Below are 13,797 nucleotides of genomic sequence, written 5' to 3'. Positions count from 1 at the left end.
ACCCTTCACCCCCTGTCCTTAAAGGAGAGCAGCGTGGAACTTCGCCTGACCGACGCCGTCCGAACCTTGCGCGAGGACCTGACCAAGGCCGTCGAGGAGGCCGAAGCCCACAGCCCCGACATCACCTTCAAGGTCGGACCCATCCAGATGGACTTCGAAGTCCAGTTCCGCGCCGACGCCAAGGCCAAAGCCGGGTTCTCGGCCTGGATCGCCACCGGCAGCGCCGAAGCCGGGGCCGGGCGCACCAAAACCCACAAGGTCGCCTTCACCCTCACCCCGCACAACGCCACTCACCCCGGTGGGGACGTGTCCATCAACAGCACCCGCCAGGACACCGGCGGCGATACGACTCCCGTGGCCTTCACCCGCTAAGGCTCCGCATCTATCCCCTCTGAGGTATCGGTTCCGAGCCAGTGACCGGAGTAAACGTTGGACACCGCCGAGCGCATCACCCGCCTCACTTCCCCCCACGGCAGCGGGTCAGGGTTCGTGATCGCCCCGCGCCTGGTGCTGACCAGCGCCCACGCCGTACCCGAGGTTGGTGGCCAGGTACACGTGCACACCGCCACCGACCACCAACCCCACACCGGCCAGGTCCTCTGGCGCGGCACCCCGAAGGGGCGCGATGACGCCGCCCTGGTCCATATCACCGACCCCGGCTGGGTCGAGCGTGCGGTGAGCACCCGGTGGGGGCGCCTGGTCACCACCACCCCCGGCACCCCGTGTGAGGTGTGGGGGTTTCCCGACCTGGTCCAACGCCCCGGCCGGGCTGCGGAGACCGCGCAGTTGGTCGGCGTGGTGGCCCCGGGCAACCACTTCGTCAACCACCGGCACGTGATGGACCTGAGCGCTCACCCGCCCCGCTGGTACTCGCACGAGGTCGAGCAACAGCAGAGGGAGGGGGTGCGGCGCTCGCAGTGGGCGGGCCTGTCTGGAGCGGTCCTGCGCTGCGGCGATGGTGAACTACTGCTCGGGGTGGTGGCCGCCGACCTCGAACACCGCGACCACGCCGCCCTGGAGGTCGTGCCGGCCTACGTCCTGCACCACGACCCGGAGTTCCGGGCGGTGCTGGCCGAACACGGCGTGCCTTTGGTGTTGGAGCCGGTCGAGCTCACCCACCTGGCCCACACCCCGCGCACGCACCGGCGCCCCTCCCCCGCTTCGCTGTTGGAGGCCCATCGCCGGGTGGTGGACTTCCACGACCGCGAACCGGTGATGGACAACCTGTCCGCGTGGTGCAGAGGCGAAGAGGAGCTCTCGGCGGTGGTCGTGCACGGGCCCGGCGGGCAGGGAAAGACCCGCCTGGCCCACGAACTCACCGCGCGCCTCACCGACCCCGACACCGATGGGCGCCGGTGGGCCACTCTGTGGCTCAGGGGCGAGACCACCGCCGAAGAACTTGCCCCGGTCAAGGACTCCACCGTCCCGTTGTTGGTGGTGATGGACTACGCCGAGACCCGTACCAGGCAATTGGTTCACCTGCTCCGGCTGTGCGACCGGCCTCCGGGCCATGCCCCCGTTCGACTGCTGCTGTTGGTGCGCACGCTGGGCGATTGGTGGGAGCAGGTCAATACCGATACCGGCCACCTGCTGGCCGACATCACCCAACAACTCCCTCTGCCACCACTGGCGCACCGCCCCACCGAGCGCGCCCGGGAGTACCGTATCGCTCTGCACCACCTCGCTGACGCCCTGACCACAGCAAACACACAGCGCCCGGCCGACTGGGCTCAGGTCGTGTCCGGCCTGGCCGATCCGGACCTGTCGGGTCCTGAGTGGGACACCGTGCTGAGCGTGCACATGCGCGCCCTGGCCGACCTGCTGGACGCCACCCAACCCGCCGAGGCCATCACCGCCGACAGCGCGGTGGAGGGGCGGGTGCTGGCCCACGAGTACCGATACTGGAACCACACCGCCACCACCCACGGCCTGGGCGACACCGACCTCGCGCAACCACTGCGCGACGTGCTAGCTCTGGCCTTCACCCTCACCCCCGCTGACAAAGAGGAAGCGGATCGCCTCCTGCGGAAGGCCACGGTAATGGAAGGACAGACCACCGCCCGCAGAAATCAGATCCGCCAATGGATCACCGGCCTGTATCCCACTGACGGAAGAGGGGTATGGGGCTGCCTGCAACCTGACCGGCTGTTGGAGTACTTCCTCGGCCAGCGCCTGCAGAGCGACCCGGACCTGTTCGATCCCCATCTGGACACCATCGCCGACGCGGAAGCCGAACACCTGGTGACCCTGTATGCCCGCGCGGCCACGCACCCCGCCCTGACCGCCGTGGGAGGGCACCTGACCAGACTGTGCGCACGCCACCCGCTTGCGCTCGGCCCAGCCACCATCGCTGTAGCCACACAGTCCGAAGATCCCTCACCTCTCGTAGAGGCGCTCGACCAGATCACCGCACATCCCAAAACCGATACAAGAACTCTTGAGCGCCTACAAGACTCCCTCCCCGTTTTCAGCAATTGCCTCGCGGGATGGGCCGTACACCTCAACAACCAGCTAGTAAAAAATTATCGCATGGAGGAAGAACTCAACCCCAACGAGGACTTTGTCGGCCTCGCCAGATCTCTAAACAACCTATCCATTCGCTTGATCGACGTCGGAAAACAAGAAGCAGCCCTGCAGGTCATCAACGAAGCCGTCGAGCGCTACCAAGCTCTTTCCGAGAAACTCCCTCATGCCCACCTACCCAATCTCGCCTTGTCTCTCAATAACCAGTCTAAGATCCTGGGCGAGATGGGAAAATATCAACAAGCATTAGATGCCATCACGCAGGCCGTTGGTCACTACCGAACACTTGCCAAGAGAGAGCCCAGCCCTAACCTTTCCGACCTCGCTATGTCCCTCAACAACCAGTCTGTCGCCATGAGCGACATGGGGTATCACGAGGAGGCTCTTGAAGCAATCACCATGGCCGTTGACATCCGCCGCGAACTCGCCCGCCACAACCCCGATGCCTTCCTGAACGACCTTGCCACATCCCTCACCAACCAAGCCAACCGCCTTGCTGATCTAAGGCGCCATGAGGAGGCTCTTGAAGCAATCACCATGGCTGTTGACATCCGCCGCGAACTCGCTTACCACAAACCCGATATTTTCCTCAGTGACCTTGCAACATCCCTCAACAACCAAGCAAACCGCCTCGGCGAAGTAGGGCGCCACGAAGAGGCAGCTAAGACAATCTCTCACGCCGTCCATCATTATGAAGAACTCTGCAAGAAAAATCCCGACACCCATCTTCCCAACCTTGCCACATCTCTCAAGAATCAGGCATTTCATTTAAAGAGCCTTGGACAGTATGACGAGGCCCTTACCTGCATGGACTGGGCCGCACGCATCCACCAGAGACTTGCAGAAATTCAACCAACTATCTACCGACCTCACTTGGAGCAAACTTTACAGGCATGCGCATGGCTGCAAAAAAAGTTTGATCTTTACGAGGATCGATTCAGTAAGGGAACCTTTGCCCGAAACCCACAGGAAGGCCCGTAAGGTCGGGGAGGGCACCGGTGAGCACCGCTCTATTCGGCCGCCATCGCTCCGAAGCCAAGGTGTTCAGGCCTGTTTCAGGTCGCTGGTCCTGGACACCCCGGGCCTGGTCAGGGCCACCAGGGAGGTGTAACCCTGGCTCATGGTCCAGGCCCATGGACGACCGCTGGAGGCGACCTTGTCGTTGACGAGCGGGGCGCTCAACCGCACCGTGTCGGCATCCTCCGGCCCGGAGAGCAGGAACACCATGTACTCCTCCCCCTCCTCCCGGACCTCGGTGTCCAGGGCCCACCTGATGATCTCCCCGATCCGAGCTTCGTTTCCTCCCTGGGTCTTGCGGCGGTCGGCCTCGGCGTAGGTGAACAGCACCCGGCTCTCCCGGGCGTGGACGCGGGCGATCTGCGGTTGGATGGCTCCGCCGGCGTAGAAGCCCAGGTGGGTCAGCCCGGGTCGGAAGAAGCGGTCAGGCTGGCAGATGTAGGCCGAGCTCTCCAGGTACTCGCCGTGGGCGATCCCGGCCGCGACGACCACCACGTCGTCATGGGTGATCAGTCCTTCAGCCTCGAACAGTGCCTGGAGTTCGCGCAGCAGGAACCGATCGCGCTCAGAAGGGGCGGAAAGGGCGTCGTCCAGGACCTCGGTGATGGCGTCGTGCAAAGCGGCGAAGTTGAACCACACCACCCGCATGTCCGCCAGCTCCTCGACAATTTGGGGGCGGACCGGGTCGGGGGTGAGCACGAATAGGAACCGCTTCGACGTCTTCTTTCCTGACTCCTCGTCCAAGAACTGCAGGTGGCCGGTGAGCTGTTCAGGGTCCTGGATGGCGTTGCGGGTGGTCTTGACCTCGAACAGGTAGGTGAAGTCCGCGGCAATCCGCGCGTCGGGGACTGTGCCCTTGCCGGTGGAGTGCTGGTTGGTGAAGACGACCGTCTCCAGAGTGGACTCACCCGAGGCCCGGGCCAGGATCGTCTCGGTCACGGACAGGCCGACGCGCTCGAAGACGGCCAGCATGGAGGAGGTGACGCGGTTTTCGCCCTGACGGTAGGTGGAGAACAACGGAGTGGAGGGCATCGGCCTGCACCTTCCCAAAAGAAGTACGAGGGGCGACCATCATCGCGCACCCACCGACTTCGCAAGCGCGATGGCCGATAGAGGACACACCCACCCCGTCTCGGAGCCGCTGGCCCGAGAATACTGAAGGACGACCGAGGTCCTCGCGAGGTGCCATCGGACGCCGCCAGGGGCCGGTGTGTGCTCCGATTATGCTCCGCCGTCCCGTACTAGCACGGCACCGGGCGGCATCTCTTGACACGAAACGGCAGCGGTGATCGGATGGATAGGGAAGAAACGTCACTCTGTGGCACGTAGAGGCACGATGTCACCGGACTTCTAATCCGATGGTCGCAGGTTCGAATCCTGCCGAGTGCGCCACAAAACCCCAGGTCAGACGGGGTGCGCGAGTCGAACGGACGAGGCGCCGGGTCTGAACCGGGGCCTGACATCCTCCATGTGTGCTCCCCAGTACAAGGTCCAGTACAGGTGGGGGCCACCTCGCGGAGCACTTTGCCGTCCCGTGACCCAACGACCCCACCGCCGATGCGGCCCTGTGGCGCCGCACAGCCCCGCAGGACACACCACTCGGACCCACCCGGGGAGATTCAGTTCCTCCTGGGTGTTGGCTACCAGCACCTCAAAGGGTCTCGGGCGATCGCGGCCCGGCCGGGTCCGTCGCGTTATTCGCAAGTGTGCGTATCTCTGCGGCGACGGTGTGCCACATCGCTGCGGGGATCTCGTGCCCGACACCCGGCAGCGCGACCAGGCGCGCGCCGGGGATACTGGCGGCGATCGCGGTGGCCGCGCGCGGTCGGATTAGAGGGTCGCCCTGGCCGTGCAGCACCAGGGTGGGAGCCGTGATCGTGCTGATCGCCGAGCCGTGCCACTGGGCCCCGATCTGACGGCTCTGCGCCTGGGTGTCGCGGGCACCAGCGTCGGCGAGGCGTTCGGCCCTCGCACTCTCCTCATTCTCGTCGAAGGGGTAACCGGGCGATGCGCAGAACCGGCTGATAGCGAAGGCGGCCCGGACGGCGCCCTCCCTGGTGTCGGGGAAACGCATCCGACTGAGGCGAGCGAGGGCCGGGAGGTTGATGTAACGCAGGGTGCGCAGCCCCGCCGTGTCTCCGGGCACCGCCGACATGGAGGTCAGAGTGCGGACACGGTCCGGATGCCGAACCGCGATGCGCTGGGCCACGGCCCCACCAAGGGACATTCCGAACAGGTGCGCTGAGTCCCACCCGAGTTCGTCCAGCACAGCGACGGCATCGTCGGCCATGTCCTCGGCCGTGTAGGCCGCGCCCCGTCTGCCTAACAGAGCGGTGACGGGCAGGCGGGTCCTCGACGGCGGCAGGTGCGTAGATTCGCCGGCGTCGCGCTGGTCGTAGCGGGCCACCACGAAACGCTGATCTGCCAGGGCCTGGCACAGGCCGTCCGGCCACCACTGTCGGCTGACGCCCAGGCCCATGATGAGCAGGAGCGGCTCCCCGTTGTCCACCCCGGTGAACGTGTCGAAGGCCAGCCGAACGTCACCGTTGCGCGCCCACCTGGTCGGAGCCCACTGCCGTCGGTCCACTCTCCCACTCCTTCCAATACTGCGATCACTGTTCTCAGTATTAGGATAGGCGACACGTCCCAACATGGAAAGGGGGGCCGGTGGCCGAGGAACCGAGGACTGTGTGGAACCGCCCAGAACGGGGGACACGCGGCCCCGCGCCCTTGCGCGACCGGGCGCAGATCACTGCCGCCGCGATTGAACTGGCGGACGGGGGAGGGCTCGCCGCGGTATCCATGCGGCAAGTGGCCGAGCGGCTGGGCACCGGTCCGGCCTCGCTGTACCGCTACGTCTCTACCAGGGGCGACCTGCTCGATCTGATGGCGGATGCCGTCACTGGGGAGATCGAGCTCGGCGACCCGCTGAGCGGGGATCCGGTCGAGGACCTCGCCGCGCTCGCAGGCCGAGCGAAGCAGGTGTACCTGTCCCATCCGTGGCTGCTCGACCTGCCCACGGAACCCGTCCTCGGGCCTCGGGGCATGGACTACCTGGAGTGCACGCTGCGTGCACTGGCCCCGACTTCGCTGTCCTACACCGCCCAGTTGGAAACCATCGGATTGGTGAACGGGTTGGTGGCCCTGTTCGCCCGAACCGAACTCAGCCGCCGGAACCCGGCCACCGACCCCCGACACGCGCACGCGTCCCACCTGGCCGCCGCCGCGACTGAGGAGCGGCACCCGCTCATCACCGCCGCGTTGGCGCACAGATCCGCAGTAGAAGCACCCCAGGACGCACACGTGCTGTTCGAACGGATGGTGCGCCGGGTGCTCACCGGCCTCGTCGACACCCCCTGACCCGGCCACGGCCGCAGTCGGCTCGCCAGGTGTCTGTCCCCGGCGGCACGTCTCCTCGAGAGTACGTCCTGGACCAGGGGACCTTTGATCCGATCGGTTACCGGCCCTGAGCGCGAGGAAACCCCAGGCCAGTCGGGGTGAACCCGTGCGCTGGCCTGGGGTCGGTGGTTCCGTGTGGCTCCTGGTGTGCTCGCCGGTTCGGCTACCCGACCCTCACCGGAGCCGGGCCACGCAGCAGCGCGGCGGTGGCCTCGGCCGCCGCCTTGGCCACGTCCGGGAACACCGACTGGTAGGTGTCCTGGGTGAAGTGCGTGGTCGCGTGCCCCAGCTCGCTGGACACGATCTTCACGTCCGTTCCTGCCGCGAGCGCCAGTGAGGCCGCTCCGTGGCGGAGCCCGTGCAACGTGATCGGTGGCAACCCGGCGGCCCTGGCGATGCGCAGGAACCAGTCACTGACCTGACCCGGATGCCACCCCGAACCGTTCTCTTTGGTGAAGGCCAAGCCACTGTCCACCCAACCCGTACCGGCCTTGAGGCGGGCCTCGCTCTGGAACCTCCTCCAGGCCCGCAACACCTTGATGGTGTCGGCGTCCAGGGTGATGGTGCGCTGCCCCGCCGCGCTCTTCGGGGTGGAGGTGATCGTCTCCCACGCCAACTGGACCACCTGAACACGGATGTCGATCTGCCCGTCCGTCAGTCGGGTGTTGGCCCAGGGCAAGCCGACCGCTTCTCCTCGCCGTAGGCCTTTGACCGCGATCAGGTGGAACATCGGGTGCAGCCACGGGTACTTCCTCGCGTGCACCAGGAACGTACGCGTCTGCTCGGGGGTCCAGACCATCACCTCCCCTGGCACCGTGCCGTCCTTCTTCCACTGGCGCACCCGATCCGGAGTCCACACCAACGGACGCTTCCTCGGACACGAGGGCAACCGCACATGCGAGGCGATGTTCACCGACACCGGCAGATCCGGACGCCTGACGCCTTCGGACAACGCACTCCGCAGAGTCGCGCGGATGCGATGTTTGGTGGACAGCGAGATCACCCGCCGACCGCGCACCGAGGCCCGCACCTGGGGGTCGTCGGACTCGCGGCACTCCAGGATGTGGGCGTTGGTCTCCTCGATAGCCGCGAACATCGCTTCGACGTGGCGGGCCTGGAGCTTGTCCACCCGCAGTCGACCCAGGTGCGGGACGAGGTAGGTGCGGATGTGCCCGGCATAGGAAGCCCGGGTTCCCACGGCCAGATCGGGCTTGCCCTCCAACCACTCCCCCAACCACACCTCAACGGTGGGTGGTTCGGTGCGCACATCCACCGCCATCGCCACCCGCCTACGCACCTCCTCCAGGTCCGGGAGTGGGCGGCGCTGCTTCAACGCCGCCTGGACCAGGTCAGCGATTTGCACTTCAACCGTGGGATCCTTCTCCGACAAGGCAATCAATGCCTTGACGCGCTCCAGCCCTTGACGGGCTTCCTCCTGGGAGGTCAGGCCGACCCGTCGGGCTTGGCGGCGCCCACCCTGACTGGTCGGGGGAAGCTCGTACTGGAACGCCCACGCCCCATGAGCCGGATTCCAGCCCCCGGTCCGGCGCTTGGGCTGCGGACTGCCCCGCGCCGGTTTTGATAGAGGCTTTGGTGTATGCCAGGGGACGACAGACCCGCCCCCGGCACACCAGGGCCTGATCGCTTCCGGTTCAAGGCAAGATACACAAGGACCTCGTGAGGTGCCATCGGACACCGCCAGCCGCCGGTGTGTGCTCCGTTCGTGCTCCGCAGTTCCGGACTGGGGCGACACTGGGCGTCACCACACAGCACCCGACAGCACGGCTGATCGGATAGCGGGGGACGGAACGGTACGTAGCGACACGTAGTGGCACGTACCCAGCGAACTTCTCATCCGATGGTCGCAGGTTCGAATCCTGCCGGGTGCGCCACAAAACCCCAGTTCAGACGAGGCGCCGGGCCCGGACCGGGGCCTGACATGCTCCCCGTGTGCTCCGCAGGGCGAGGTCCAGTACGGGTGAGCACCTACCTCGCGGAGCACTTTACTGTCCCGTGACATGGGGGTCCTGGCAAAGGCGTGTTTGCGTACCCCTGGCACCACCTCGACCGGCGCGGTGGGTCGGTCCCCTTGTTCGGGACCACGGCCCACCGCACATCGACGATGGACACCTACCGGGACAGCCCCCGACCGAACTCAGCCTCGGTCCCGTCCAGGCCCAGGGTGGCCCCGCCGAAGGTCAGCGAGCCCTGTCCGGTGAGGCCGTCGGCGGTGGCGTAGAGCAGGGTGACGGCGCCGTTGCCGGCGTTCTCCCTCGGCACCCCGGCCACCAGGTCCCGGTACCCGTCACCGTTCACGTCGATCAACGTCACCTCCGCACCCATCTCATCCCCGGCCTCGGAGACGCCCGCCACGTCCGGGGAGTCCTGGGTGAGGGACTGCTCGCGCCCGTCCAGCCAGTCGGGGCCGCCGTAGAGCACGCCTACTCCGCCCGCGTCAGCGCCGCCGTCTGCGGTTTCCACGGTGGTGTCGCCCAGCACGATGTCGGCGTAGCCGTCACCGTTGACGTCTCCGGCCGCGATCACCGCGGTGGAGTCCTCCAGGGTGAGGGGCTCGTTGAGCGGTCGGGTGGTCAGGCCATCGGCCGAACCCGAGAACACCGACACGTCCCCCGCCTCGTCCTCGCCCTGGCGGGAGCTGGAGACCACCAGGTCCAGATGTCCGTCGCCGTCGATGTCGGCGGATTCCAGTGCCTGGACGGTGTCCCCGGGGCTGGGAGTGGCCAGGAACGCGCTCACCGACGGGTCGTCGGCCTGGCTCAGGTCGGCGCGGCCCGACAGGACCACGACCTGGTCCTGGGCTCTGACGACCACGTCGGCGCAGCCGTCGCCGTCCACATCGTTGGGAAGAGCGGTTGCAGCATGCGCGACGCTGACGGCCAAGGGGAGGATCAGCACGGCACAAGCGGCCGCGGTGGAGGCCGCAACAGCAGAAGGAAGAACTTTCCTCATTGCATTCCTTAACGAAGACACGATAATTCGGATACAGCCAATCCCAATACGCTATCCATTACCCGACCATGGAGGCTGATTCAACGCCCACCAGAAAGACAAAGAAAACAAAATGGCGCCAGAAAACCGTACAACCGCTTCCCCTGGCGCCCCAAAGGAATATCCGGGTTTGCGCCAGAGCGGAGGCAGGATTTTTTATCTACTTGACACTTTATTTCCCTTGGCCGCGGTTGCGCACACGCAACCAGAGAAGGACTTTTGGAAGTATCCAGAGAACAGAGAAGACGGCAGCCATGACGGTGAATCCGATCGCCGACTCCTCCTGGCCGGACAGCCCGGTCCACACAGCCACCGCAAGCATCATCAACGGAACCAAGCCCAGGCCGATGATAAGCGTTCGCCAGTCGTGACTGGTGGGGTTTCCCGGGAACTCCTTGTACCCCAGTGGCAAGAGAAACTTGGCCCTGGCCAATCGTTCGATGAAATCAGGTGATGACCGATGGAACACGCGCCCCTCCGTTCGCGTCTCTGGCTTAGCCAGTGCCCCTTGTCTCGTCTGTCCCACGAGGACGAGGCATGCGACTCCTTGGGCGACCGCCCAGGATTCGCCATGCCGATCCTGAAGGCAGGAACCCTCCAAGCCCCAGCCATCATCTCCGCCTTCTCTTCATTTCGAAAAGGAGATACCACTTTGGAGCGGACATCAAGAGAACGCAGAATACAATAAGGACGACACTCAGGACTCCGCCTGCGATGCCGCCTCTCCAGTAGATAGACATCAGTCCAAGCGCGGCGAGTGGAGGTACAGCCATCAAGGGGATCACAGCCATGGTTCGCACGTCTTTGACAGAGGAGTTCTCGGTCAGGCGCTCGCCAGCAGCTTTCGGCGTGAGAAACGGGCTGGTAGCGAGCGCCGTCATCATACGACCGAACCTTGACCTCTCTTGTTGCATGCGCGCATCCATTCGTCCCAGCAGTGGGCATCCGCCTTCTCCCCGAAGGAACGCCTGAAACTAATCAGTGGACTCAGGGGAGTCTGCGTAGTCCCCACGCCGGACCTTCACCAGAGGCCAAATAATATATACCGCACTGAGGATCACACTGACAAGGATGATCGCGATCGCGGAAGCATGGTCTTGGGCGAGGTATCTTTGAAGCGCAAGAACGAGGAAAACCGCCACAAAGAACACCCGAAGCAAACCATGGTCAGAATATGCTTTTTCGTGGGGCTTCCGGGAGAAGGGTTGACCATTGCACGTTTGCCTTTCCATATTTCTTCTTCATTTAATTTTCTGGTACTGCCCTCCAAGCAACCTATCGTTACACTGGGACCTCCTGTGCGCCATACCCCGAATCACAGGAACTATGACGCTCACTACGAACCATCCCATGGTGGTCGGCCGCATAAAAGTAGAATCTGCGGCCGACCGCACACACGTCAACTTCCTGTGGTGAACTGGACAGACGACCACAGGTTGCCGTACCTGCCGAAGAACGGCCCCGCGGCACCCGAAGCGAGGCCAGACCACATACCGTTTGCGACTCGCTGGTCGGTTCCACCCGCAACTGCGGCACCGGCGGCACCACCCCCAGCCGCCCAGAAGGCCGAGGTCACTACCAAGGCCGCCCCACAGGCAACCGTTGCCATGCAGCCAGCTCCGAACACGGCAGCCGCTGCCAGTCCCCCAACAGTCGCCCCTGCCGTTGCCGCCGACCCGACGTTGGTCATCAACCCGGTGGGGTCGGTGTTGTTGATCGGGTCGCCCAGGCCGTAGGCGTAGTTGTTCATCTCCTGCCGGGACGGATCCGGCTGGGTGAAGTTGAGCGTGTTCGTGTCATAGAACCGGTATCCCGGATGCACCGTGCCGTCCTGGAACTGGTAGGCGCCCGTGAACCCGAACGGGTTCAGCGACGCAGCCCCGCTCTGGCCGGAGGCTTCCATGGACCGCTCACCGAAGGGCGTGTAGTCATACACCGCGTCCGGACTCTCGGCTTCGGAGCCCTCGGCGGTGATCGCGAGCACCGTGTTCTGGTGGTCGGTGGTGAAGTGGAACCGCTCCTCGCCGTCCCAGGCCACCATCGAGATCAGCTCGCCGTTGGCAACGCGCACGAAACTGGCGCGCTCACCCTCGGCGGCGATGTTGGTGACGCCCAGCGCGGTGTCGGACAGCTGCCGGTCGATCCGCTCGCCCTCGTGTACGTCGGTGATGCCGCGCATCTGGGTCTGGTTGGTGTGGTGTCGTAGCTGATGCTGGTGGCCAGGTCCGCGTCCTCGTCCGCCTGGAGGAACTGGTTGGTGAGGCTGTACTCCAGCACCCGGCCGCCTCGGGAGGTCGTGTTTCCGGCCTCGTCGTGGCCCCCGTCCACACCGCGAGCATCGGTGACCTGGTCGGCGTCGTTGTAGACCAGGTCCTCCCCGCCTGCGCTGGTCAGGTTTCCGGCGTCGTCGTAGGCGTAGTCGGTCTCGCCGTTGCTGGCCAGGCGGTCCAGACCGTCGTAGGTGAATTCCTCGATCTCACCGTCGATGGTGCGTGACTGCAACTGGTCGCTGTCCTGGCCCTCGCTGGTCGTCCAGGAGTAGGAGGCCTCCAGCAACGTCTGGTCGGCCGCACCGGTGGTGGTGATCGCGGTCAGGCGCCGGGAGTCGTCGTAGGCGCGGTCCTCGCTGGCCCCGTCGGGGTGGGCGATGTTGGTGCGCTGGTTGTTCTCGTCGTGGTCGAAGGTGGTCTCGGCACCGGTGTGGTCGGTCAGTGAGGTCAACCGGAACGCGGCGTCGTAGGTGTAGGTCGCGGTCTTGCCGTGTTCGGTGAACGCGGTCAGGTTGCCGACCGGGTCGTAGTCGTAGCTGGTGGTCTCGGTTCCGCTGGAGTCGGTGCGCACGCTCTGGAGCAGGTCGCCGCGGTCGTTGTAGGTGAACTCCACGCTGGCCCGGAAGCGGAGCGCTGCCTTCGCCCGATGCTGTCCATGAGCCCTACTGGGCTCGGTAGCCGAAACCGGCCCCGACGACAACAGTTGCCAGGCGACAACACGGATCGTCCACTCGGTCCTGGACGACGAGTGGGCTCCCGATTTGGTGACGCGCAGGCCGTAGTCCCGCCCGAAGCCCAGGTCACGGGCCGAATGGCGGAAGGCGGGCCCGGCACGCACCGCTGTTGCCATCAGCCTCCGCGCGAGACAGGTGGGGCGCGATACCCCCGGCACGGCTCTCACCCGCCGCTTTCCGGACCCTGCCTGGGCGAGCTGTTCGCCCAGGAGAATTCGAACAGTCCGAGGGCCGCGTCGTACAGCGCGCCTGAGGGGCTCAGACGCAGACAGAGGGAGTGTCGGCCGTGCCCGTGCCGGCTGTAGAAGGTGAGGTACGCGCCCTGGTCCGTCGCGATCACCCGGAAAGTGTTCGGCAAGTCGAACAGCCGCAAGTCCACGGCGGGATTGTGGAGTCGGATCCGCTCCAAGTAGGCGGTGTTGGCCCGCACCTGCGCCGCGAGCATCGGTGGGCTGATACCGAGGTCGGTCCGGCCCAGCTCCTCTCCCCTCCTGGACAACCAGGACTGCTGATCGCTCTCGGGGTCGGGCAACAGGACCTGGACCGTGCACGAGTTCCCCGACCACAACGGGGCGAAGGCATCCCGGGTGAGTACGTTTCCCCTCCCTGCCAGCACCTTCACCCATTTGGCCCGTGTGATGTCGCGGGCAAGGTCCGCTTCAGCGAAACGCTGTTGTCGGTACAGACGCGTGATCCCGGTTCCGGTGAGCCGGGACAGCAGCCCAACCAGCCACCAACGGGGCCGACCGGAACGAAACCACCCCGCGACGACGACGAGAACGGTCGCCAGCAGGGAGCTCAACACGCCGAGAAGGAATGCGGTCATGGGGAGTCCCATCGTCACG

10 protein-coding genes and 1 pseudogene are annotated in these 13,797 nt (G+C 65.4%); 3 read left to right on the top strand and 8 right to left on the bottom strand.

All coding sequences use genetic code 11. From position 1 onward, the window contains the following. Positions 1-33 precede the first annotated feature (33 nt). Positions 34-372 (top strand): trypco2 family protein, encoded by a 339-nt coding sequence (locus tag EV372_RS24100; RefSeq protein WP_130397897.1) that lies wholly within the window; start codon positions 34-36, stop codon positions 370-372. Between the two features lie 117 nt (positions 373-489). Next, positions 490-3,504, top strand: coding sequence for a tetratricopeptide repeat protein (locus EV372_RS24095; RefSeq protein ID WP_165436026.1), 3,015 nt, complete (start codon positions 490-492; stop codon positions 3,502-3,504). A 63-nt stretch (positions 3,505-3,567) separates the two neighbouring features. Here the strand turns inward: EV372_RS24095 and EV372_RS24090 are convergent, their stop codons facing one another. Both EV372_RS24090 and EV372_RS24080 read right to left on the bottom strand, forming a co-directional pair. Then, positions 3,568-4,572, bottom strand: a complete 1,005-nt coding sequence (locus EV372_RS24090) for a hypothetical protein (RefSeq protein ID WP_130397895.1) — start codon at positions 4,570-4,572, stop codon at positions 3,568-3,570. 619 nt (positions 4,573-5,191) lie between these two features. Next, positions 5,192-6,127: an alpha/beta fold hydrolase gene (locus tag EV372_RS24080; RefSeq protein WP_130397894.1), complete on the bottom strand. Its 936-nt coding sequence runs from the start codon at positions 6,125-6,127 to the stop codon at positions 5,192-5,194. Between the two features lie 80 nt (positions 6,128-6,207). Between EV372_RS24080 and EV372_RS24075 the strand changes: the two genes are divergently transcribed. After that, positions 6,208-6,900, top strand: a complete 693-nt coding sequence (locus EV372_RS24075) for a TetR/AcrR family transcriptional regulator C-terminal domain-containing protein (protein WP_130397893.1) — start codon at positions 6,208-6,210, stop codon at positions 6,898-6,900. 202 nt (positions 6,901-7,102) lie between these two features. Here EV372_RS24075 and EV372_RS24070 read toward each other — a convergent pair. From EV372_RS24070 to EV372_RS24045, 6 genes and pseudogenes are all read right to left on the bottom strand, one after another. Beyond that, positions 7,103-8,500, bottom strand: a pseudogene (locus EV372_RS24070) (tyrosine-type recombinase/integrase); the annotation flags it as partial. Positions 8,501-9,069: 569 nt separating this feature from the next. After that, on the bottom strand, positions 9,070-9,855 hold the full coding sequence (locus EV372_RS24060) for an FG-GAP repeat domain-containing protein (protein ID WP_165436025.1): 786 nt from the start codon (positions 9,853-9,855) through the stop codon (positions 9,070-9,072). 265 nt (positions 9,856-10,120) lie between these two features. Continuing rightward, positions 10,121-10,417: a hypothetical protein gene (locus tag EV372_RS24055; protein WP_130397891.1), complete on the bottom strand. Its 297-nt coding sequence runs from the start codon at positions 10,415-10,417 to the stop codon at positions 10,121-10,123. Between the two features lie 930 nt (positions 10,418-11,347). Further along, positions 11,348-11,851, bottom strand: a complete 504-nt coding sequence (locus tag EV372_RS29555) for an RHS repeat-associated core domain-containing protein (protein WP_486484137.1) — start codon at positions 11,849-11,851, stop codon at positions 11,348-11,350. Between the two features lie 143 nt (positions 11,852-11,994). Beyond that, the gene (locus EV372_RS29550) at positions 11,995-12,831 is read right to left on the bottom strand and encodes a hypothetical protein (RefSeq protein WP_486484042.1); all 837 of its coding nucleotides are present in this window, start codon (positions 12,829-12,831) and stop codon (positions 11,995-11,997) included. Positions 12,832-13,115: 284 nt separating this feature from the next. Further along, on the bottom strand, positions 13,116-13,778 hold the full coding sequence (locus EV372_RS24045; protein WP_130397890.1) for a hypothetical protein: 663 nt from the start codon (positions 13,776-13,778) through the stop codon (positions 13,116-13,118). Positions 13,779-13,797 lie beyond the last annotated feature (19 nt).

The organism is Nocardiopsis sp. CNZ308 (genome assembly GCF_004217075.1).
This window is presented reverse-complemented; position numbering and strand designations above follow the sequence as displayed.

Excerpts from the sequence above, each read along its gene's own strand:
- EV372_RS24090 (WP_130397895.1), bottom strand. The coding sequence starts at position 4,572 with ATGCCCTCCACTCCGTTGTTCTCCACCTACCGTCAGGGCGAAAACCGC.
- EV372_RS29555 (WP_486484137.1), bottom strand. The coding sequence starts at position 11,851 with ATGGAAGCCTCCGGCCAGAGCGGGGCTGCGTCGCTGAACCCGTTCGGG.
- EV372_RS24045 (WP_130397890.1), bottom strand. The coding sequence starts at position 13,778 with ATGACCGCATTCCTTCTCGGCGTGTTGAGCTCCCTGCTGGCGACCGTT.